16 protein-coding genes and 2 pseudogenes are annotated in these 22,702 nt (G+C 61.3%); 12 read left to right on the top strand and 6 right to left on the bottom strand.

Going from position 1 to position 22,702, the window contains the following annotated elements:
• Positions 1 to 19: 19 nt before the first annotated feature.
• Positions 20 to 1,612: a 2-isopropylmalate synthase gene (locus tag VR71_RS08035; RefSeq protein WP_045682806.1), complete on the top strand. Its 1,593-nt coding sequence runs from the start codon at positions 20 to 22 to the stop codon at positions 1,610 to 1,612.
• A 322-nt stretch (positions 1,613 to 1,934) separates the two neighbouring features.
• Here VR71_RS08035 and VR71_RS08030 read toward each other — a convergent pair whose 3' ends face one another.
• Both VR71_RS08030 and VR71_RS08025 read right to left on the bottom strand, forming a co-directional pair.
• On the bottom strand, positions 1,935 to 3,818 hold the full coding sequence (locus VR71_RS08030) for an acyl-CoA synthetase (RefSeq protein WP_045682804.1): 1,884 nt from the start codon (positions 3,816 to 3,818) through the stop codon (positions 1,935 to 1,937).
• Positions 3,819 to 3,949: 131 nt separating this feature from the next.
• Entirely contained in the window at positions 3,950 to 4,951 is a 1,002-nt protein-coding gene (locus VR71_RS08025) for a zinc ABC transporter substrate-binding protein (RefSeq protein ID WP_045682802.1), read from the bottom strand.
• 107 nt (positions 4,952 to 5,058) lie between these two features.
• Between VR71_RS08025 and VR71_RS08020 the strand changes: the two genes are divergently transcribed.
• From VR71_RS08020 to VR71_RS08000, 5 genes are all read left to right on the top strand, one after another.
• A complete protein-coding gene (locus VR71_RS08020; RefSeq protein WP_045682800.1) occupies positions 5,059 to 5,547 on the top strand; it encodes a Fur family transcriptional regulator in 489 nt (162 codons plus the stop codon).
• Positions 5,538 to 6,317, top strand: coding sequence for a metal ABC transporter ATP-binding protein (locus VR71_RS08015; protein WP_045682798.1), 780 nt, complete (start codon positions 5,538 to 5,540; stop codon positions 6,315 to 6,317). Before VR71_RS08020 ends, VR71_RS08015 begins: the two co-directional genes overlap by 10 nt.
• The gene (locus tag VR71_RS08010; protein ID WP_045682949.1) at positions 6,317 to 7,126 is read left to right on the top strand and encodes a metal ABC transporter permease; all 810 of its coding nucleotides are present in this window, start codon (positions 6,317 to 6,319) and stop codon (positions 7,124 to 7,126) included. The genes VR71_RS08015 and VR71_RS08010 overlap by 1 nt, the downstream gene beginning before the upstream one ends.
• An 87-nt stretch (positions 7,127 to 7,213) precedes the next feature.
• Positions 7,214 to 8,230, top strand: a complete 1,017-nt coding sequence (locus tag VR71_RS08005) for a Fe(3+) ABC transporter substrate-binding protein (RefSeq protein ID WP_045682796.1) — start codon at positions 7,214 to 7,216, stop codon at positions 8,228 to 8,230.
• Between the two features lie 80 nt (positions 8,231 to 8,310).
• Positions 8,311 to 10,275: a cache domain-containing protein gene (locus tag VR71_RS08000; RefSeq protein WP_045682794.1), complete on the top strand. Its 1,965-nt coding sequence runs from the start codon at positions 8,311 to 8,313 to the stop codon at positions 10,273 to 10,275.
• A 5-nt stretch (positions 10,276 to 10,280) separates the two neighbouring features.
• On the opposite strand, the gene VR71_RS07995 is transcribed toward VR71_RS08000, so the two are convergent.
• Positions 10,281 to 11,669 (bottom strand): bifunctional enoyl-CoA hydratase/phosphate acetyltransferase, encoded by a 1,389-nt coding sequence (locus VR71_RS07995; RefSeq protein ID WP_045682793.1) that lies wholly within the window; start codon positions 11,667 to 11,669, stop codon positions 10,281 to 10,283.
• A 40-nt stretch (positions 11,670 to 11,709) separates the two neighbouring features.
• On the bottom strand, positions 11,710 to 12,660 hold the full coding sequence (locus VR71_RS07990; RefSeq protein ID WP_045682791.1) for a GlxA family transcriptional regulator: 951 nt from the start codon (positions 12,658 to 12,660) through the stop codon (positions 11,710 to 11,712).
• 125 nt (positions 12,661 to 12,785) lie between these two features.
• On the opposite strand from VR71_RS07990, the gene VR71_RS07985 reads away from it, so the two are divergent.
• The 4 genes from VR71_RS07985 to VR71_RS07970 are packed head-to-tail and all read left to right on the top strand — an operon-like array spanning position 12,786 to position 17,252.
• Positions 12,786 to 13,490 carry a GntR family transcriptional regulator gene (locus VR71_RS07985; protein ID WP_045682789.1) on the top strand — a complete coding sequence of 235 codons (705 nt, stop codon included), beginning with the start codon at positions 12,786 to 12,788 and terminating at the stop codon, positions 13,488 to 13,490.
• 8 nt (positions 13,491 to 13,498) lie between these two features.
• Entirely contained in the window at positions 13,499 to 14,416 is a 918-nt protein-coding gene (locus tag VR71_RS07980; RefSeq protein WP_040651743.1) for a dihydrodipicolinate synthase family protein, read from the top strand.
• A gap of 2 nt (positions 14,417 to 14,418) precedes the next feature.
• Entirely contained in the window at positions 14,419 to 15,915 is a 1,497-nt protein-coding gene (locus VR71_RS07975; RefSeq protein WP_045682788.1) for an aldehyde dehydrogenase, read from the top strand.
• Positions 15,912 to 17,252, top strand: coding sequence for an FAD-binding oxidoreductase (locus VR71_RS07970; protein WP_045682785.1), 1,341 nt, complete (start codon positions 15,912 to 15,914; stop codon positions 17,250 to 17,252). Before VR71_RS07975 ends, VR71_RS07970 begins: the two co-directional genes overlap by 4 nt.
• A 9-nt stretch (positions 17,253 to 17,261) precedes the next feature.
• On the opposite strand, the gene VR71_RS07965 is transcribed toward VR71_RS07970, so the two are convergent.
• Both VR71_RS07965 and gatB read right to left on the bottom strand, forming a co-directional pair.
• Positions 17,262 to 18,890 (bottom strand): AMP-binding protein, encoded by a 1,629-nt coding sequence (locus tag VR71_RS07965; RefSeq protein ID WP_045682783.1) that lies wholly within the window; start codon positions 18,888 to 18,890, stop codon positions 17,262 to 17,264.
• Positions 18,891 to 18,998: 108 nt separating this feature from the next.
• Entirely contained in the window at positions 18,999 to 20,513 is a 1,515-nt protein-coding gene (gene gatB, locus VR71_RS07960; protein WP_045682781.1) for an Asp-tRNA(Asn)/Glu-tRNA(Gln) amidotransferase subunit GatB, read from the bottom strand.
• 860 nt (positions 20,514 to 21,373) lie between these two features.
• On the opposite strand from gatB, the pseudogene VR71_RS07955 reads away from it, so the two are divergent.
• A pseudogene (locus tag VR71_RS07955) lies at positions 21,374 to 22,282 on the top strand (calcium-binding protein); the annotation flags it as partial.
• Positions 22,283 to 22,426: 144 nt separating this feature from the next.
• Positions 22,427 to 22,702 (top strand): annotated as a pseudogene (locus VR71_RS07950) (calcium-binding protein); the annotation flags it as partial.

Here is a 22,702-nt window from a genome sequence, read left to right as displayed (position 1 = left end):
TTTTTTGAAAGAGACCAACATGACCAACACTTCTAAAGACCGTGTTTCACCACAGGTGACCAAAGACCGTGTCGTAATCTTTGACACCACCTTGCGCGACGGCGAGCAAAGCCCCGGCGCGACCATGACCCATGCCGAAAAGCTCGAAATTGCCGGGCTGCTCGATGATATGGGCGTCGATATCATCGAGGCGGGGTTTCCCATTGCCTCTGAGGGCGATTTCAACGCGGTCAGCGAGATTGCGAAGAACTCGAGGAACGCCGTGATCTGCGGCCTCGCGCGCGCTAATTTCAAGGATATCGACCGCTGCTGGGAGGCGGTGAAACACGCCGCAAAACCGCGCATCCACACCTTTATCGGCACCTCGCCGCTGCACCGTGCCATTCCCAATCTCGACCGCGATCAGATGGCCGAGCGTATCCACGAGACCGTGACACATGCCCGCAATCTCTGCGACAATGTGCAATGGTCGCCGATGGATGCCACCCGCACCGAATGGGATTATCTCTGCCGCACGGTCGAGATTGCGATCAAGGCGGGCGCCACCACGATCAACATCCCCGACACCGTCGGCTATACCGCGCCCGAGGAATCCGCCTCGCTCATCCGCCGCTTGATCGAAACCGTGTCGGGCGCGGATGACGTGGTCTTTGCCACCCATTGCCACAACGACCTCGGCATGGCCACGGCCAACGCTCTTGCCGCCGTCGCAGGCGGCGCGCGCCAGATCGAATGCACCATCAATGGCCTTGGCGAGCGCGCTGGCAACACGGCGCTGGAAGAGGTGGTGATGGCCCTCAAGGTGCGCGGCGACATCATGCCTTATGAGACCGGCGTCGATACCCGCAAGCTGATGAACATCTCCCGCCGGGTTGCCGCCGTGTCGGGCTTTCCGGTGCAGTTCAACAAGGCCATCGTCGGCAAGAACGCCTTTGCCCATGAATCCGGCATCCATCAGGACGGCATGCTCAAAAACGCCGAGACATTCGAGATCATGCGCCCCGAGGATGTCGGTCTCACCGAGACCAATATCGTCATGGGCAAGCATTCGGGCCGTGCAGCCCTGCGTTCCAAGCTCAAGGATTTGGGCTATGAATTGGCCGACAATCAACTCAACGATGTCTTCGTCCGCTTCAAGGAACTCGCCGATCGCAAAAAGGAAATCTACGACGACGATCTTGTGGCCTTGGTCAACGCAGGAGTGGATTCCGAGAACAATCGCTTGCAAATCAAGCATTTGCGCGTGATCTGCGGCACTGATGGTCCGCAACAGGCGACCCTCACGATGGAAATCGACGGGCGCGAGGTTTCGACCGAGGCCACCGGCGACGGGCCTGTCGATGCCACCTTCAACGCGGTCAAGGCGCTCTTTCCGCATGAGGCGCGGTTGCAGCTTTATCAGGTCCATGCCGTGACCGAAGGCACCGACGCACAGGCCACCGTGTCCGTACGGATGGAAGAGGCGGGGCGCATCGTGATGGGCCAATCGGCGGACACTGACACGGTCGTGGCCTCGGCCAAGGCCTATGTCCACGCCCTCAACCGCCTGCTCGTGCGCCGCGAAAAAACCGGCAGCGATGCCCGCGAGGTCAGCTACAAGGACGTGTCATAACAGCCCATTGAGCGCAGAACTGCAAAGCCCGGATGACAGGATCATCCGGGCTTTTTTTGTCGTTGCTGTGGTCGTATGCGGCTTCCGTTGACCGAGCCGCGCGGTCGCTGGGCCGGGGACTAGCGAAGCAACGGACTTGGCTGCCACTTTATGCCAGCCAAGTCCGTCTAACCTGACAGCCTAACGCTTCCTCTCAACATCGCTAGGCCGTCACGCCAAAGGTGTGCCGATATATAGCGGCGCACCTTCGGTGCGACGGACGGCCCAGCGATCGCGCGGCGCCCTTCGGGCTTGATTCCGCGCGGGTGGCTCAAGCGCCCCCCTACTCCGCCCAATCCCAAGGCCGCACGAACTGTCCCAGAACATGCCCCACGGCCTCGCCCTCCGCACTCGCCGTGCCCGAAACCTTGGCCACTAGCCCGCGTTTCTTGTCATCCACCACCGATGTCACCCGCGCGGCAATCCCGGCATCGGCCAATGCCGCGTTATAAATCCGCGTGATCGCCAGTTTGCGCAGATCCGGCTTGAATACCTTGCCCACCGCCGTCTTTGGCAATTCCGGCAAGACCTCGACATGTTTCGGCACCGCCGCGCGCTCGTGTACATGCAGCTTGCAATGCTCGAGCAACTCCTCGCCCGTCACCGTGGCCCCGGCCACCAGCTCCACATAGGCGCAGGGGATTTCGCCTGCATGCGCATCCGGCTGCCCGATCGCCCCGGCCATCGCCACCGCCTTATGCACCATCAGCGCCTCTTCGATCTCGGCGGGGTCGATGTTATGACCGCCGCGGATGATCAGATCCTTGGCGCGGCCCGTGATCCACAGATAGCCATCCGGATCAATCCGCCCCAGATCGCCGGTGCGCAGATAATCACCATGATAGTAGAGATCCTTGTTCTTGACCGCCTCGGTATAGGTGCCACCGGAAACGACACCGGGGTTCGAGATGCAAATCTCGCCCACCTCATCCACCGCGCAATCCATCGGCCCATCCGCCGTGCCCTTGATGATCCGCACATCGGTATAGGGAAAGGGCACGCCCACCGATCCAACCTTCTTTTCGCCCTCGGGCGGGTTGGCGGAGACAAGGCATGTCGCCTCGGTCAGACCATAGCCCTCGATCACCGCAATGCCCGTGGCCGATTCGAACCGGTTGAACAATTCCATCGGCATCGGTGCCGATCCGGAAAAGGCGTTCCTGACGCTTGAGACATCCGCATCCACCTTGCGCTGCATGAGCGCGGAAACAGCGGTCGGAACCGTTATGATGAAACTGATCTTCCAGCGCTCGCAGAGCTTCCAGAAATTGTCGAACACCCCCTCACCGCGATAGCCCGCAGGCGTCGGAAACACCACATGCGCCCCAGATTTGATCATCGCCATCAAGATCACATGACAGGCAAACACATGGAACAAAGGCAGCGGGCACATCACATTGTCCTGCTCGGTAAAGAGCAGCGTGTGCCCGATCCAGCCATTGTAGATCATGCCGGAATACTTGTGCTGCGCCACCTTGGGCATGCCGGTGGTGCCGCCGGTGTGGAAATAGGCCGCCACGCGGTCGCCCGCGCTATCGGCAAAACTCAGGGTCTTGGGCTGCCGTGCGCTGGCCTTGTTGAAATCCATGCAATCGGCATGATGCTGCACCGGGTTCTTGGGCCGCACCAGCGGCACAATCCAGCTTTTGGGCGGGCTGAGATAGCGGTTGAGATCAATCTCCAGCACCGTATGGACATTCGGCGCATGGCGCACCGCTTCAGCGGTCTTTTGCGCGATATCGGTCTTGGGGAATGCTTTGAGCGTGACCACCACCGTGGCGCCGGTCTCGCGGAGAATGGCGCTGATCTGCTCTGGCTCCAACAGCGGGTTGATCGGGTTGACGATGCCCGCGATCATGCCGCCAATGGTCGCCGCCGCCGTTTCCAGACAGTTGGGCAGCACCAGAGCCACCACATCGCCTTCGCCCAGCTTGAGGCTGCGAAAGAGATTGGCAGCCTGACAGCACTGATCGTGAAACTGCTGCCATGTCAGGGTCTCCGCCTTGTCGGTGGCACCGGACAACAACTGATAGCTGATTGCAGGCCGGTTCGGAAACTTGCGCGCAACCTCGCTCAACATCTGATAGATGGTCTGGGGGCGCTCGCGCGCCGCCCAAGGCATCTCATTCTGAATATCAAGCGCATCCTGCCGCGTCTTGAACGCCATCGGTCCGTCCTCCCTGATTGCCCCCGCGTTCCCGGCGCAGGGTTATTCCTTTCGGGAGAGAATGTGCGGGAATTCATAGGCGCGCAAGTTTAACGCTGCGTTTTGACGGATTCGTCAGATCCGGTGCGTCCCTAGCTTGCCCCGCCAAGGCAGGTCGCCATCGCCCCGGCCATATCCCGAAGCATCTGCGGATAGAGGCCCGAACCCGGCTCTAACTGACTTCCCATCGGGTCAAGCACGCCGTGGGTGGCGACATCGCCAAACACGGTCTCGACCAGCTTGGGATCGAATTGTGGCTCCGAGAAAACACACAGAATGCCACGCGCCTCGGCCATGTCGCGCAGCGCCGCAACCCGTGCCGGTCCCGGTGCGGCCGCATCGCCCAGCGCAATCGCCCCTGCTGCGGTCACGTCAAACGCGCTCTCGAAATACTGATAGGCATCGTGAAACACCAAAAAGGGCTTGTCCTGGACCGGGGCCAACTCTGCCGCGATCTCGTGGCTCAGCGCCTCGAGTTCAGCCTGCCCTGCCTCTGCATTCGCGGCATAGGCTGCGGCATTATCCGGGTCATGCTCGGCCAGTTCCTCGGCAATCAGCCGCATCCAGGCCCGCGCGTTTTCCGGAGCAAGCCAGGCATGCGGGTCTGCCCCCTCATGGTCATGGTCGTGGTCGTGATCATGCGCATCCGCATGATCCGCATGCCCCGCCTCTTCTTCTGCGTGGTCTTCGCCGTGTTCCTCGCCGTGCTCATGCGCCGCAAACTCTACCCCCTCGCGGAACGGCAAGACCTGGCTGCCCGCTGCGCCCAGTAACTCGACCACATGTGCCTCACTGGCCAGCGACTCGATGGAACCCTCCAGCCAAGGCGTGAGCCCCTCACCCATCCAGAAAACCAAATCAGCCTGCTCCAGCGCCGCCGCCTCAGACGGGCGCATCGCATAGCCATGCGGCGAGGCACCGGGGCGCACGATCACCTCCGGCGCACCCACCCCCTGCATCACTCGCGCGACCAGCGACTGAACAGGCGTAATATCGGTGGCCACCTTTGGTGCGTCCGCCATGGCCACCCCGGCCAGTGACACCCCGGCCAGTGACACCCCAAGACTCACGGAGATTAGAAAACGCTTCGGCATAGCAGCCCTCATATGTGATATCATAACATTCAACATCGCTTGATAAATGTAACCCTATAACATATCAACCCCAAAATGATCCCAAGGTGAACCCGTTGGAGGACCAGATGGACACGATCGGATTCGAAGCGCATGACCACAAGGGCTGCGTGCGCGACGCCATCGCGGCGGTCGAGACGCATTGTGCAGAGCACAAGTTGCAATTCACCCCCGTCCGCCGCCGCGTGCTGGAGATCCTGCTCAGCGAGCACCGCGCGATGGGGGCCTATGAGATTCTCGACATCCTGCGCGACGAAGGGTTGGGTTCTCAGCCTCCCGTCGTCTACCGCGCCCTCGATTTTCTCGTGACACATGGCTTTGCGCATAAGATCGAGCGGCTCAATGCCTTTATCGCCTGCACCCACCCCGGACAGAAACACACCCCGGCCTTCCTGATCTGCCGCCAATGTGACGCGGTGGCCGAGGCCCATGCCGAACCCTCAAAGGGCATGTTGGGCCGCGCCGCTGCCGACACGGGTTTCGTCATCGAACAGGCCGTGGTCGAGGCGATGGGCCTCTGCCCGAAATGCTGCAAAGGGGCCACGAATTGCGCCTGATCGAAACCAGAGGGCTGACCGTCTCTTTCAACCGCACAACCGTGCTGTCCGACGTCAATCTCGTCCTCGACCGGGGCGAGATCGTGACCATCGTTGGCCCCAACGGATCGGGCAAATCCACCCTCCTGCGCGCCCTCATCGGGGCACAGAAACCGGCGCGCGGCGCGATCATCCGCCGCCCCGGCCTGCGCATCGGCTATGTGCCGCAAAAGCTGCATATCGACCCGACGCTGCCGCTGACCGTCACGCGCTTTCTCGGCCTGCCAAGGCGGCATACTGCAGATCAAACGCGCGCCGCATTGGATCAGGCGGGGCTGCCTGACCTGCGGGATCGACAGATGGCAGACCTGTCGGGGGGCCAATTCCAGCGCGTTCTGCTCGCCCGCGCGCTCTTGGAAAAGCCCGACCTGCTCATTCTCGACGAGGCCACACAAGGCCTCGATCAACCCGGCTCCGCCGCCTTTTACCGCCGCATCGAAGAGGTGCGCCGCGAGTTTGGGTGCGGCGTGCTGATGGTCAGCCACGAACTCCATGTGGTGATGAGCGCCTCTGACCGGGTGATCTGCCTCAATGGTCACATCTGCTGCGAAGGCCGCCCCGAGGTCGTCGCGCAAGCTGATGAATATAGGGCGATTTTTGGCACTGGCACCCAAGGCGCACTGGCGCTCTACCGGCATGAACACAACCACGCCCACGATCATGATCATGACCATGATCATGACCATGATCACACCGACGATCACCCTCATAGCCACGAGGCCGCCGAATGATGCTTGATGATTTCATGGTCCGCGCCGCCCTCGCAGGTCTTGGCGTGGCGCTGGCCGCCGCCCCCTTGGGCAGCTTTGTCGTCTGGCGGCGTATGGCCTATTTCGGCGATGCCACGGCCCATGCGGCCATCCTCGGGGTGGCGATGGCGCTGGCGTTTTCCGTGTCGGTCTTTGTCGGCGCACTGGCGATGTCGCTGATCATGGCCACCACCGTTTCAACCCTGTCGGGACGCGGCTTTGCCATGGATACGATGCTGGGCGTTCTGGCGCATTCGGCACTGGCCTTTGGCCTCGTTGCGGTGTCGTTTCTCTCAGGCGTGCGAATTGATCTCATGGCCTATCTCTTTGGCGATATTCTGGCCGTCAGCCGGGGGGATCTGCTGGTGATCTGGGGCGGTGCGGCGCTTGTTCTCAGTCTCCTTGCTTGGCGCTGGCAAGCGCTTTTGACCACCACGCTCAGTCCTGATCTGGCCTGGTCGGCAGGCATCGACCCGCGCCGCGAACAGCTTGTGCTGACCCTGGCGCTGGCAGTGGTGGTGGCGGTGGCGATCAAGGTGGTGGGCGTGCTGCTCATCGCCGCAATGCTGATCGTCCCCGCCGCTGCCGCCCGCCCCCTCGCCATCACGCCCGAGCGTATGGCGGTCATCGCCACGCTCATCGCGAGCACCTCGGCACTGGGCGGATTGCGGCTGTCGTTTCACTTCGACACGCCGACCGGGCCGACCATCGTCTGTGTTGCGGCGCTGATCTTTGCCACGACCACGCTGATCGGCAGCGGCTTGCGGCAGCGCGGACCGGCAGCCGACTAAAACTGTCAGAAATTACCATTGACTCTTTTAGTCAGAGATACGAGAGATACCCCATCAAATCACTCGGATACCTTGAAAGGACTCTCGATGCACCCGATCAAAGCCGCCCTGAGCGTGACTGCGCTCTTCGCCCTGACCGCCCCCGCACTGGCGCAAGAGGTCAATCTCTATTCCAGCCGGCATTACGATTCGGACAATGCGCTCTACGACGCCTTCACCGAAGAAACCGGCATCAAGATCAACCGGATCGAGGGCAAGGAAGCCGAACTGATCGAGCGCATGAAAGCCGAGGGCGCGAATAGCCCGGCGGATGTGTTCATGACCGTGGACGTGGGCAATATCTCGCGTGCTGTGGACGAGGGTCTGTTGCAGCCTTTCGACTCCGACCTGATCGAGACCAATGTCGCGGCCAACCTGCGCCACCCGGACAATCTCTGGACCGGCCTCTCGCAGCGCTCGCGCATCATCTTTTATTCCAAGGACCGGGTCGACGCCCCGCCCCAGACCTATGAAGAGCTGGCCGATCCGAAATACAAGGGCCAGATCTGCATCCGCTCCTCGTCGAATGTCTACAACCAGTCGCTGCTGGCCTCGATCATCGAAGTACATGGCGAGGAAGTGGCCAAGGATTGGGCGGCAGGCATCGTCGCCAACATGGCGCGCGCGCCCGAAGGGGGCGACACCGACCAGTTGCGCGGCATCGTGTCGGGGGAATGCGACATCGCCGTGTCGAACACCTATTACTTTGCCCGCGGCCTCGCCGGAGATGTGGACGGGCTGACCAGCGGCATCGACGGCATTGGCTGGGTCTGGCCGAACCAGGACGACCGCGGCGCGCATATGAACCTCGTGGCGGCCGGCATCACCGCCCATGCGCCGAACCCGGACGAGGCGATCGCTCTGCTTGAGTTCCTCGCCAGCGAGACCGCGCAGGCGCAATTCGCCAATGCCAACAACGAATTCCCGGTCCTCGCCGGTGTCGATATCGGTGAGCATGTGAAAGAGCTGGGCGAATTCAAGCCGGACAGCACCACGCCCACCGCCTCCTTTGGCGCCAATGCGGCCGCGGCTCAGGCGATCTTCAATCAGGTCGGCTGGAACTGATCCGTCAGCGGCCAAGCGCGATTGCGCGACCTGCATGATTGACCTAAAGTCGGGCTCCTGAACAGGGGCCCGATTTGCATATGACATCCGTCCGGCTGCGATTGCTGATCTTGGCACTTCTGCCGCTGGTGGTTCTGATGCCGCTCCTCTTGCTGGTGGCGATCAATCGCTGGTCCGCCAATTACGACAGCCTGCTGATCACCAATGTCACCAGCGACCTGCGCATCGCCAATCAGTATCTGCAACGCATCCTCACCACCACGGGCACCGAAGTGACCGCTCTCGCGCGCTCGCTCAACTTTGACGCGGTGGCACAAGGTGATCCGGCAGACATGTCGGCGTTTCTCGACACGAACCGTCGCAGCCTCGGGCTTGATTTCCTCTATTACCTGCCCCTGCCCGAGGCGCGGCGACGCGGGGTCGACTGGCCGGTGATCGACACGGCCGCCAAGGGTCGCCCGGCCACAGAGATTGACATTTTTTCATCCCGCGATCTGGAGAACCTGCCCGAGACCGGCCAAAGCCTCGCCACCCGCGCCGTGGTGCCATTGGTCTCGACCCGCGCTGCCGTCCCCACCAACCGCAGGGTTGAGGATCGTGGCATGGTCGTTCACACCGCCACACCGGTCAGCACGCGCGGGCGAGAGGGCATTCTGGTGGGCGGGATTCTGCTGAATCGCAACCTTGATTTCATCGACACGATCAATGCTCTGGTCTACCGCGACACCGGGCGATCAGGCGACCGGCAGGGCACCGCGACACTCTTTCTCGAGGATGTGCGCATCTCAACCAATGTGCGGCTCTTTGCGGATGAGCGCGCGCTTGGAACGCGGGTGTCAGCCGCGGTCCGGGGCACGGTTCTGGACGAAGGGCAGACTTGGCTTGATAGCGCCTTTGTGGTCAATGACTGGTATATCTCGGCCTACCAGCCCCTCATCGACAGCTTTGGGGACCGGGTCGGCATGCTTTACGTCGGCTTTCTTCAGGCACCCTTTGATGCCGCCAAGCGCAATGCCTACCTGCTGGTTCTCGCGGCCTTTCTGATCGTTCTCGCCGTCAGCGCCCCCCTCTTTCTGCGTCTCGCGCGCACCATCTTTGCCCCGCTCGAACGGATGACGCGGACCATGGAACGGGTCGAGGCCGGTCATCTCGACGCCCGTATCGGTCCCGTCGCAGCGCGTGATGAGATTGGCACCGTGGCCGCCCATCTCGACAGCCTGCTCGATCAGGTGCAGGAACGCGACCGCGCCCTGCGCGCATGGAACGACGCGCTCAATGCCCGTGTCGAGGCGCGCACAGCCGAGTTGCGCGAGGCCAATGCCAAGCTCGAGATCACCTATCAGCAATTGGTGATGTCCGAAAAGCTCGCCTCCATCGGCGAAATCACGGCAGGCGTCGCGCATGAAATCAACAACCCCGCAGCCGTCATTCAGGGCAATCTCGATGTGATCCGCCAGACACTTGGCGCAGGGTCATTGCCCGTCATCACCGAACTTGACCTCATCGACCGCCAAGTTGGGCGGATCAGCGCGATCGTCGGCAAGCTCTTGCAATTCGCGCGCCCCGGCGAATTCGGCACCTTCGAGGAAGATGTCGAGATTGCCTCGGTCCTGCGCGATTGCCTTGTGCTGGTCGATCACGTTGTTGCCAAGGCGGGCGTCACGGTGGTGATCGACGCGCAGCCCGACACGCCGCTGGTGCGGATCAATCCGGGCGAATTGCAGCAGGTGATCATCAACCTCGTGACCAATGCGGCTCAGGCCATGAAGACGGGGGGACGGCTGGCCGTGACAACACACGCCGAGTCTCGCGAGGGGCATGCGGGCGCCGCGCTGATCGTGGCCGACAGCGGGCCCGGCATCCCCGAGGACAAGCTGGCACTGGTGTTCGATCCGTTTTTCACCACCAAACAGGGCGAGGGCACGGGGCTTGGCCTCTCGGTCAGCCAGACCCTGATCCGACAGGCGGGCGGCCTCATCACAGCCCGCAACCGCCCCGAGGGCGGCGCGGAATTCACCGTCTGGTTGCCTGCACAGGTGGGCTGAGGGCCTTAGCCCTGCCCCATGCCTCTCGCCTGATAAAGCGCCGCCACGGCGCAGGAGGCCAGCCGCGCCATATCATCATCCGCCCGCGAATTGAGAATGATCGGCACCCGCGCGCCCAGCACCAGCCCCGCCGCCTCGGCATGGGCGAGATAGGTCAATTGCTTGGCCAGCATATTGCCCGCATCGAGATTGGGCACGACCAGAATATCCGCGCGCCCCGCCACAGCCGAGGAAATACCCTTGATGCGCGCTGCCGCAATATCGACCGCATTGTCCATCGCCAGCGGACCATCGACCAACCCGCCAGTGATCTGCCCGCGCTCCGCCATCTTGGACAAGAGCGCGGCATCCATCGACGACGGCATATCGGGATTGACCGTCTCGACCGCCGAGAGCACGCCGACCTTGGGCAACTCGATCCCGAGGCTGAGGGCAAGATCAATCGCGTTCTGCACGATATCGACCTTGGTGCGCAGGTCGGGGGCAATGTTAATGGCCGCATCCGTGACCATCAAGAGATGCGCCAGCCCCGGCACATCCATCACAAAGATATGGGTCAACCGCCGCCCGGCGCGCAGGCCAAGCGCCTTGTCCAGAACGGCGCGCAACAGTTGATCGGTGTGCAGATGCCCCTTCATCAGCGCCCCGGCCCGCCCCGCATGCACCAGCGCCACGGCACGCCGCGCGGCGGCTTCGGGGTCGGCTTCCGCGATGATCTCGAGTCCCGTCAGATCAGCGCCCAGTGTCACCGCCGCCGTTGCAATTCGTCCCGGATCACCAATCAGGATCGGCTCGATCAATGTATGCGCCCGCGCCAAGAGCGCGCCGCCAAGGGAATTCGGCTCTTCGGGACAGACGACCGCCGTGACCAGCGCGGCCAAAGGCTCCGATCGCTTGAGCAGTTTCTCGAAATGCCGATGCCGCTGCACAATCAATCCCGGCAAATCGTGGCTCGAATAGTTCAGTTTGCGGCGCGGTGCCTCGACCACCGCCACGCCAGACACAATCAGCGCGTCATCCCGCAGCCGGCGCACCTCGGTCGCCAAGGTGACGGTAAAATCTTTCTCGGATTTGTCCGTCACCGTGACCCGACTCTCCAATTCATCCCCCGCATGGGCATGATTATGGAACACAAGACTCTGCGCGCGGTAGAGCGTCCCCGCCCCCGGCAAGAGATTGCCCAGCACAGCAGACACCAGCGATCCCAGAAACATCCCCGGCACGAAGGCCTCTGGCTGACCATCGCCATCGCCGTCGAGATCATAGAGATGCATCGGGTTGTGATTGCCCGAGACATTGGCAAACACCAGCAGATCATCCTGCGTGCAGAGCCGCCGAAGGCTCTGGCTCTCGCCGATCTGCAACTCGTCAAAGGTGCGGTTTTCGATCTTCATGGCCTGCGCCGTCCTGTTCACCGGGCCGGGCACATCATCGTCAACTCAAACGCCCGCGTTGCTGCATAGGAGTGACACCATAAGCGGATTTGTAAACCCGCGAAAAATGGCCGGGGCTCTCGAATCCGCAGGCAATGGCGATTTCCACCACCGAGGCTTCGGACTGAATCAATAGATGCCGCGCCCGATCCAGGCGTAGATCCATAAAGAATTTCTTGGGCGAGGTATTCAGGAACTTACCAAACAGTCGCTCCAACTGCCGGGTGGAAATGCAAAGCTCCGACGCGATTTCCGCCGGGCTGAGCGGGTCTTCGACCGTCTCACGCATCCGGGCAATCGCCTTGCTCAGATGGGCATTGCGGATGCCATTGCGCGATTGCAACGAGATGCGCTGCGCCACGCTTGCCTCGCGGACCGAGGCATAGACCATCTGATCGGCCACCGCGACGGACAGATCATAGCCGTGATCGCGTTCGATGAGGTGCAGCATCAGATCCGCCGTCGCCGTCCCGCCCGAGGCGGTCATGTGCCGCTCATCCGCGACAAAGACGTTGCGCACCAGATTGACCTCGGGAAACCGCTCCATAAAGGCATCGTGATAATCCCAGTGGATCGCGGTCTTCATGCCATTCAGAAACCCTGCCTCCGCTAGAATCCACGCCCCTGAACAGAGCGCCCCAATCGGCGTTCCATGCCGATGCGCGCGCCGCAGCAGGGTCTGCAACGGGCGCGTGCCATGCGCCCGCATGTTGATCCCCGACAGCACGAACAGCAGGTCGCAGGGCGGCACGCTTTCGAATCCCTGATGCACAAGCGTCACAGACCCGTTGGAACAGGTCGCCTGCGCACCACCCTCAGACAGAAAGGACCAGCGATAGAGCGCCTTGCCACTGATCAGGTTGGCGATGCGCAACGGCTCGACCGCGCAGGAAAACGCCAGATGCGAGAATTCCTCGACCAGAACAAAGGCAAAATGCTGCGTGTCAGACATGGCGGGTCCATCGACTGTGACTGGTTCTCTATGGGATGAATTTTTGAATTACACAATATAAATTTCTTGTGTATACAGTTTGTATTTAGTAATCCCAACCCACAGCCACCAAAAGGAGACCCCCAATGGCCGCGAAGGATCGCAAATTCGCCCTCGCCGCGCATCTCAAGGAATCGGTGCTCACCACCGTCTTGCGCCCCGGCGAGGATCTTGATGAGGTGGCGCTCTGCACCAATTTTGGCCTCTCCCGCACGCCCGTGCGCGAGGTGTTTCGCGAATTGGCCGGGCTTGGCTATATCGACCTGCGTGACAATCGCGGTCCGCGCGTCTCGGACCTCTCGCACACCACCCTGCGCGATTTCTTTCTGGCGGCCCCGATGATCTACGGCGCGATCCTCCGGCTTGCCGCACGCAACGCCTCAGAGCTTCAGGTCGCCGCCCTGCGCGCCGCACAGGACGCATTTCGCGCGGCCCTGCGCAGCGGCACCCCCGCCGAGCGGACCCTCGCCAACACCCGCTTTCACGAAATCACCGGCGAGATGGCGGGAAATGTCTTTCTCTTGCCCTCGTTCCACCGCCTGCTGATCGACCATGCCCGCATCGGCATGACCTTCTACCAACCCCAGACCTCCGAGATGGTGGAAAACCTCTCTGAGGCCAGCGCGCAGCATGATGCCATCATTGACGCCATCGCAGCGCGGGACGAGGCCACCGCCGCGCAATTGGCCGAAGATCACTGGAACCTGTCGCGCAACCAGATCGAACGCTTCGTGATGCCTGCGGCACTCGATGTGCCTATGGGCAATCTTGCCCGCTCCACCCCCGCATGAGGACCGCCATGACCCCGATATTCAGGTTCGACGGGATCTATACCCCCGTCATCACACCCTATAACGCCGATGGATCGGTCAACCATGACGCCCTCTCAGACGTGATCGAACATCTGATCGCGGCGGGGGTGCATGGCATCATCTCGGGCGGCTCCACCGGCGAGAATTACGCCCAGACCGTTCAGGAACGCGTCGATCTCGCGCGTTTCGCCCATGCCTGCATCAAGGGGCGCGTGCCGCTTGTCATAGGCACCGGCGCGATGCTGACCGATGATTCCATCGCTCTGGCGCAAGCCGCACGCGACATCGGTGCCGATGTGATCCTCTTGGCCAGCCCGCCCTATGCGGTGCCCACGGATCGCGAGAATGCGCTGAATGCGCTCGCTATCGACCGCGCCGCGAACCTGCCGGTGATGCTCTATAATTATCCCGGTCGCACCGGCACGATGATGGGCGAGGAATTTCTAGACCGCGTCGGGCGCAGCCGCAATTTCTGCGGCATCAAGGAAAGCTCGGGCGATATCAACCGCGTACACCTCTTGGCGCGCGACTATCCGCACATCCAGCTTGGCTGCGGCATGGACGATCAGGCGCTGGAATTCTTTGCGTGGGGCGCGCCGTTCTGGGTCTGCGGTGGCTCCAACTTTCTGCCACACGAGCATATCGCGCTCTACAACGCCTGCGTGGTCGAGGGAAATTTTGCCAAGGGACGACGCATCATGTCGGCCATGCTGCCACTGATGCATGTGCTGGAACAGGGCGGTAAATTCATCCAGACCATCAAGCATGGCGTGACCATGACCGGCATCGACGCAGGCATCATGCGCGCACCGCTCAAAGGGCTGAACAAGGACGACAAACGCGCCTTGGAACAGGTCGTGCGCGTTCTCAAAACCACCATTGCAACCATCACGGCGGAGGGCTGATCATGGCTTTGCTGACACGCGACGACTATGCGGCCATCGCCGCCACGATCGATTTTCCCACAGGTGCCTTTATCGACGGCAGGTCGCGCCCGGCCATTTCGGGCAAGACATTTGCCAGTTTAAATCCCGCCACCGGCGCGACCTTGGCAGAGATTGCCGCCTGTGGGGCCGAAGACGTAGAGCTTGCCGTCACCAAGGCGCGCGCCGCCTTTGACGACGGCCGCTGGTCACGCCTGCACCCGTCCGAGCGCAAGGCGGTTCTGATCCGGCTGGCCAAGCTGATCACCCGCAACGCCCGTGAATTGGCGGTGATGGAGAGCCTCGATTCCGGCAAGACCATCTATGATTGCGAAACCGTGGACCTGCCCGAAACCGTCAACTGCCTCAAATGGCACGCCGAGTTGATCGACAAGATTTATGATCAGGTCTCGCCCGCCTCTGACAACCACATCGCCATGGTCCTGCGCGAGCCGATTGGCGTCGTGGGCCTCGTGCTGCCGTGGAATTTCCCCCTGCTGATGCTGGCATGGAAGATCGGCCCGGCCTTGGCCGCTGGCTGTTCCGTGGTTCTCAAACCCGCCGAGGAAACCTCGCTCACCGCGCTGCGTATCGCCGAACTGGCCCATGAGGCCGGTGTGCCGCGCGGTGTGCTCAATGTCCTGCCCGGCACTGGGCCAGAGGTGGGCGAACCCTTGGGCCGTCACATGGATGTGGACATGGTCAGCTTTACCGGCTCGACCGAAACCGGCAAACGCTTCTTGCGCTACTCCGCCGACAGCAACGCCAAAGAGGTGGTGCTGGAAATGGGTGGCAAGAATCCGGCCATCGTCATGGACGATGCCGAGAACCTCGACCGGGTCGCGGCACATATCGTCAACGGCGCGTTCTGGAACATGGGCGAAAACTGCTCGGCCAGCTCGCGGCTGATCGTGCACCGCGCCATCAAGGACGATCTCTTGGCCCGCATCACCGCCCATGCCCGCGCATGGGTGGTGGGCGACCCGCTCGATCCTGAAACGCGCATTGGCGCTCTGGTCAGCAAAGGGCATTATGCCAAGGTTTGCGGCTATCTCGATCAGGCAGACACGATCCTCTTGGGCGGCAAGGCCGAGAATGGGTTTGTCGAGCCGACGATCGTTTCCGTGCCTGGGAACGATCACCCGCTCGCGCGCGAGGAGATCTTTGGCCCGGTCCTGACCGTGATCGAGGTCGGCAGCTTTGACGAGGCGATCTCTGTTGCCAATGACACCGACTACGGTCTCTGCGCCGCGCTCTTTACCGCCAATGCCAAACGGGCAATCCGGGGCGCGCGGATGCTGCGCGCGGGCACTGTGACCGTCAACAGCTTTGGCGAGGGCGATATCACCACACCGTTTGGCGGCTACAAGCAGTCGGGTTTTGGCGGGCGCGACAACAGCATCCACGCCCACGACCAATACACCCAGTTGAAAACCATCTGGCTTGATCTGGCCGATGACGCGGATGAGGCGGTGGATTGACACGCTACACCGCCCGCACCCTGCCCGCCCATCTGGGCCCCGCCGCCTGGAACGCGATCCTGCCGCCGCAGGACGCGTATCCCCGGCTGGAGGGAAACAAGACCGCCGATGTCGTCATCATCGGCGCGGGCTATGCCGGGTTGTCGGCGGCACGCCGGCTAACACAGATTGTGCCCGGCGCGGGCATCGTGATTCTGGACGCAGGCCGCATTGCCGAAGGCGCGGCGGGGCGCAACTCTGGCTTCATGATCGACCTGCCGCACGAGTTGACTTCGGAAGACTACGCAGGCACGGGCGATGACCGTACGCTCATCGCGCTCAATCGTACGGCGTGTACCTTTGCGAGAACCGCCGTCGAGGACTATGACATCGCCCCCGCCTTCTTTGATCCGGCGGGCAAGGTGAACGGTGCCGCGAGCGAAACCGCCCATGCGCATAACCAGAGCTACGCGCGCCATCTCGCCAGTCTTGGCGAGACCTCCGAAATGCTCGACGCCCAAGCCATGCAAGAACTGACCGGCAGCGCGCATTACCGCTCGGGCCTCTATACCCCCGGCACGGTGATGCTCCAGCCCGCAGGCTATATCCGAGGGCTCGAATCTGGTCTAAGCCGTTCAGGTGTAAAGGTTTTTGAGCAAAGCCCGGTGACGGAATTTACCCGCCAAGGCGACGCTTGGCAGGTCAAAACACCGTATGGCCAGATCTCTGCAGGCAAGGTGATCCTGACCGTCAATGGCCATCTTGAGAGCTTTGGCATCGCGCGCGGACGGCTGATGCAGCTCTTTCTCTTCGCCACCATGACCCCTGATCTGGACCGCGACACGCTGGCACGGCTGGGCGGCCACACCCGGTGGGGCGTCACCCCCTCTGACCCCATGGGCACCACCCTGCGCCGCATCGACACAGCCCAGGGCGGCAACCGCATCGTCACCCGCACCTGCGCCGCCCTGCGCCCCGACATGCGCGCCACCAAGGCCGATCTTGCCCGCGCTTCTCGCACCATGCAGCGTAAATTTGATCAACGATTTCCGCAGCTTGCGGGTATCAAGATGGAGCACACATGGGCCGGGCATCTTTGCCTCAGCCTCAATGGAGTTGCCGTCATGCGCGAGATTGAACCGGGGCTTTTCTCCGGTTGCGTGCAAAACGGCCTCGGCACCGCGCGCGGCACCCTGACAGGAATGGGTGCAGCAGACCTGGCGGCAGGCCTCTCAACCGAGATTACCCGCCATTTCACCGCAGAGGCAGAGCCCAAACGCCTGCCCCCCCAACCGCTGCGAGAGATCGGGGCCAACGCCGTCCTGCGCTTGAGGGAATGGCGCGCGCGTGACGAGTGACGCGGCGGATCAGAGCGCGCGGGCGCTCTGCCGCAGTTCGAATTTCTGAATCTTTCCGGTCGCTGTCTTGGGAAGCTCTTGAAATACAACCGCTTTTGGCGTCTTGAAACCCGCCAACCGTTCGCGGGCAAAGGCAATCAATTCGGCCTCACTGACCGTGACCCCATCCTTCAACTCGACAAAGGCACACGGCACCTCGCCCCATTTCTCATCCGGCTTGGCCACCACGGCACAGAGCATGACGGCGGGATGGCGCATCAACACACCTTCGACCTCGACCGAAGAAATATTCTCGCCGCCCGAGATGATGATGTCCTTGGCTCGGTCCGCAATCTTGAGATAGCCGTCAGGATGCTGGAACGCGATATCCCCCGAATGGAAATAGCCGCCGTGAAACGCCTCTTCGGTGGCGGCCGGGTTCTTGAGATAGCCTTTCATCACCGAATTGCCCCGGATCATGATTTCGCCGAGGCTCTCGCCATCCATTGGGATCTGAGTCATCGTTTCCGGGTCCATCGCGGTGATGTCCTCCATCATCGGCATAAGAACCCCTGTGCGCGCCTTGATCGAATATCGCTCGTCATCGGGCAGGTCATCCCAAGCCTCTTGCCAGAGACATTCGGTAACATGGCCATAGGTCTCGGTCAGACCATAAACCTGTGTGACCTTGAAACCCAACGGCTCGATTGCGGCCAGGGTCGCGGCAGGCGGCGGGGCACCGGCGGTGAACACGTCGACGATATGGTCGAACCTGCGCCGCTCGCTGTCCTTGGCGTTGACGATCATGTTGAGCACGATGGGCGCACCGCCGAAATGCGTGACCCCCTCGTCTGCAATCGCGTCATAAATCGCCTTGGCAGTGATGTCGCGGCAGCAGACAAGGGTCGCCCCCAGCATGGGCATCAGCCAGACGTGGTTCCAGTTGTTGCAGTGAAAGAGTGGCACGATCGTCAGATAGGTCGGATAGCGCGGCAAATCCCAACTCACCACCGTGCCCATGGTCATCAGATACGCGCCGCGATGGTGATAGACCACGCCCTTGGGCCGCCCCGTGGTGCCCGAGGTGTAATTGAGCGCGAGGCTCTCCCATTCATCCTCGGGCATGATCCAGGGGAAATCGGGATCGCCAGAGGCCAGCAGTTCCTCATATTCCATGTAATGCCCGTGGGCATGCACCCCCGCCGCATCATCGGCCACCTCGACAACGCCGGGAGGCGGTCCCTCCATCAGGTCGATGGCCTGCGCCAGCGTGGGCAGAAATTGCGGATCGCAGAGCACGACGCGCGCGCCGCCATGATCAAGAATATAGGCGATGGTATCGGCCTCGAGCCGGGTGTTGATCGCATTCAGCACCGCGCCACAGGCGGGCACCCCGAAATGCGCCTCGCAATGGGCGGGGATATTAGGCAGAAGGGTGGCCACCACATCGCCGGGCTCGATCCCCAGCTTGACCAGCGCCGAGGCAAGCCGCGACACACGCGCGTGATACTCTGCATAGGTCCGCCGCGTGTCGCGATAAATCAGCGCCTCATGGGTGGGAAAGAGATGCGCCGCGCGCCTCAGATGCGACAGAGGCGTCAGCGCCACGAAATTCGCGGCGCATTTCTCAAGCCCGGTCTCCTCTTTCATCCAGCCCATCGAACTCTCCCTGATTCTCGCCCCTCGGTTGGGCGAGATTAAGGAAATCCGTAGGGTTTTCAAATCCAGACTGCGTTTGACACCCCGGATCATCCAGGGCCGGGCCCGTTACAGCCCCAGCTTCGCCATCACGATGTCATTGACGGCCTTGGGATTGGCCTTGCCGCCGGTGGCTTTCATCACCTGCCCCACGAACCAGCCCGCGAGTTTGGGATTGGCCTGCGCCTTTTCCACCTGTGCGGGGTTGGCGGCGATGATCTCGTCCACGGCGGCCTCAATCGCGCCGGTATCCGTCACCTGCTTCATGCCGCGCGCCTCGACGATCTCTTCAGGGTCGCCGCCTTCGGTATAGACGATCTCGAAGAGGTCCTTGGCGATCTTGCCGGAAATGGCGTCAGACTTGATCAGCCGGACGATACCGGCCAATTGCGCCGGGCTTACCGGGCTATCCTCAATTGAATGATCCTCTTTCTTGAGCCGACCAAAGAGCTCGTTGATCACCCAATTCGCCGCCAGCTTACCATCGCCCGCGCCCGCCGCCACCGCCTCGAAATAGGCGGCATTGGCGAGATCGGCCGTCAGCACAGAGGCGTCATATTCCGATAGCCCAAATTCCAACACGAACCGCGCCTTCTTGGCGTCGGGCAGTTCCGGCAGGTTGGCGGCAATCTCATCGACCCAAGCCTGCTCGATTTCCAGTGGCAGAAGGTCAGGATCGGGGAAATAGCGATAATCATGCGCCTCTTCCTTGGAACGCATGGAGCGGGTCTCGTTCTTGTCCGGATCATAGAGCCGGGTTTCCTGCACCACCGTGCCGCCCGCCTCGACAATCGCGATCTGGCGGCGCGCCTCGTAGTCAATCGCCATCTGGATAAAGCGCATGGAGTTCATGTTCTTGATCTCGCAGCGCGTGCCCAAGTGGCTGAAATCCTGCGTCTCCATGTATTTCTCATACTGTCCCGGACGGCAGATCGACACGTTCACATCGGCCCGCAGATTGCCGTTCTGCATATTGCCGTCGCAGGTGCCAAGGTAGCGCAGGATCTGGCGCAGCTTGGTCACATAGGCGGCGGCCTCTTCCGGCCCGCGAATATCGGGGCGGCTGACGATTTCCATCAGGCACACACCGGTGCGGTTCAGGTCCACAAAGGACATCGCCGGGTCCATGTCATGGATCGACTTGCCCGCGTCCTGTTCCATGTGGATGCGCTCGACCCGCACCAGCCGCGCCACGCCGGGGCTCATATCGACAAGGATCTCGCCCTCACCGACCAGCGGATGATAGAGCTGGCTGATCTGATAGCCCTGCGGCAGGTCGGGGTAGAAATAGTTCTTGCGGTCAAAGGCCGACCAGAGGTTGATCTTGGCCTTGAGCCCCAGCCCCGTGCGCACCGCCTGTTCGACGCAGAATTCGTTGATCACCGGCAACATCCCCGGCATCGCCGCATCCACAAACGCGACGTTGGAATTGGGTTCCGCCCCGAATTGCGTGGACGCGCCGGAAAACAGCTTGGAGCGCGACGCGACCTGCGCATGCACCTCCATCCCGATCACCAACTCCCAATCATGCTTGGCCCCCGCGATCACGCGTGGTTTCGGGGCTTCATAGGTGAGATCAAGCATGGCACGGCCTCCGGCTGATATATCAGAGGCGTTCTAGGACAGGGGCGCGGATGGGGCAAGAGGGCTGGGAGCGTCAGAGAGCCGGAGGCATATTTTTCCATCGCAACAGCGCTGTCAAACACAAGGGTTCAATACCATCAGGAACGAGGGTAGTGTAGGCGGATGAGCCCACCCACACGAGTGGTGTGAACAATCGAATCTTAACGCGGGTGAGAAAAATGGCATTTGCTTCGCTTGAATCTCCAGATGGATTTACAGTTTTTGAAGGTCAGACCCTGGACTTTCAAATCGTTTTCAATGATGCCACTTTTGTATCCGCGAGTTATACGTACTCGTTTTCAACAGTCGGGGGCACTGCTGATACAAGCGATTTCGTGGGGACCGGCAACAGCGAAGCAATATTCTTCAGCATCAATCCTCCAGAGGACGTGACTATCGAGTCATTTTCAATGGCTGCTGTTCTCGATGATCTCGACGAGGGGCAAGAAAGCCTCTTTCTGAACGTATCGTTCAATGGCATCGCCTTTGAGGATTCGTCCACGTCAAAATCGTTCGAGATTTTCATCCGGGATGTAGCCGAGAACGTTCCACCTCAGGGGACGGTTACCATAGAAGGAGAGGCCTTCGCCGGGAATACCCTGACAGTGGACCCTTCGGGGTTGTCAGACGCGGATGGGATCGGGGAATTCTCTTATCAATGGCTGCGCAACGGGATACCGATCGTCGGAGCGGTTGATGTCAGCTATGTTGTGGTGCCCGAGGATATCGGCACGTCACTGACTGTGCGCGTGTCCTACACCGACCTTCTCGGAACAGACGAGAGCGTCGTTTCAAATGCAGCGCAAGTGGTTCTGGAACCCGGCACTGACGGAAATGATCTGATCTTTGGCACACCGCTGGACGACACCTTAAGCGGCGGTGCAGGCGACGACACCCTGTTCGGTATCGATGGAAATGACGTGTTGGCAGGCGGTATCGACAATGATTCAATCGAAGGCGGCAACGGTAATGACTCGATCTCTGGATCGGATGGCAATGACGTGATCAATGGCGGTCTGGGCGCTGACAATATCGGCGGCGGTCTGGGCACTGACACGATTGATGGCGGTGACGGCGATGACATCATCGGGGGCGGCTTTGGCGCGGATAGCATCAGCGGCGGGGCTGGCAATGACGTGGTTGCAGGCGGCGCGGACAATGACACGCTGGACGGCGGAGATGGTAACGACTCGATGTCCGGAAGTTTCGGAAATGACCTCATCTCGGGTGGTGATGGCGACGATGCTATCGGCGGCGGCACGGGACAGGACACGATCGACGCAGGCGCTGGCAATGACAGCGTTGGCGGTGGCGAAGGCGATGACAGCATCCTTGGCGGCGACGGCAATGATTTCCTTGCGGGCGGCGGGCGTGATGACGTGATCGACGGCGGCGCGGACAATGACACGATCAACGCAGGCGCTGGTAATGATGTGATCACCGGCGGCACCGAGGCCGATCAATTCGTGTTCTCGTCCTTCTTCGACGGCGAGGCCGATGTGATCACCGATTTCGAGGATGGGATCGACAGCTTCCTGATCCGTCGCGTTGACCCGGACACGGGCGAGACCAATATCACCAACGGTGGCAATGGTCTGGCGGGTTTCGTCGCGGCGATGAATATCGTCGATGTAGAGGGCGGCGCACAGATGAGCGTGAACGGCAACACGATCCTTGTCGAGGGCATCACGGCCGCGCAACTCACGCTGGATGATTTCACGTTCCTCTGAACGGCACTCAACGATTGGCAAGACGCATAAGGGCGCCCCATGGGGCGCCCTTATGTCACAAGACCCTGTAACCAAAGGCGAATAAGCATTTCCCGACTTGATCATCGCACCGCTTCGAGATAGCGAAGACAGGTGTAGCAACGTGTGGGTGAGTTGATGAATCTTTTTACGATTAACGGCTTTGCGGCGCGTATTGATGACATCTTCCTGCTCCCGGACGGCACACTTTCCGTCATCGCAGGCAATTTCAGGACTGTGTCGCTGGAAGTATCCGTGCCGGGCGATCAATTCTCGTATAGCTTCGCGGAACCCGCAATAGCCGGAAACGTTCCAAATGTCTTCATCACCAATCTGGGGAGCTTTCAGATTGCGCGGCTTGACGGCCTTGACCTGACCTCAAATAATACTGTGATCGATGTC

It is taken from the genome of Roseovarius sp. BRH_c41, from assembly GCF_000961715.1.
Classification (GTDB): Bacteria; Pseudomonadota; Alphaproteobacteria; order Rhodobacterales; family Rhodobacteraceae; genus Roseovarius.
This window is presented reverse-complemented; position numbering and strand designations above follow the sequence as displayed.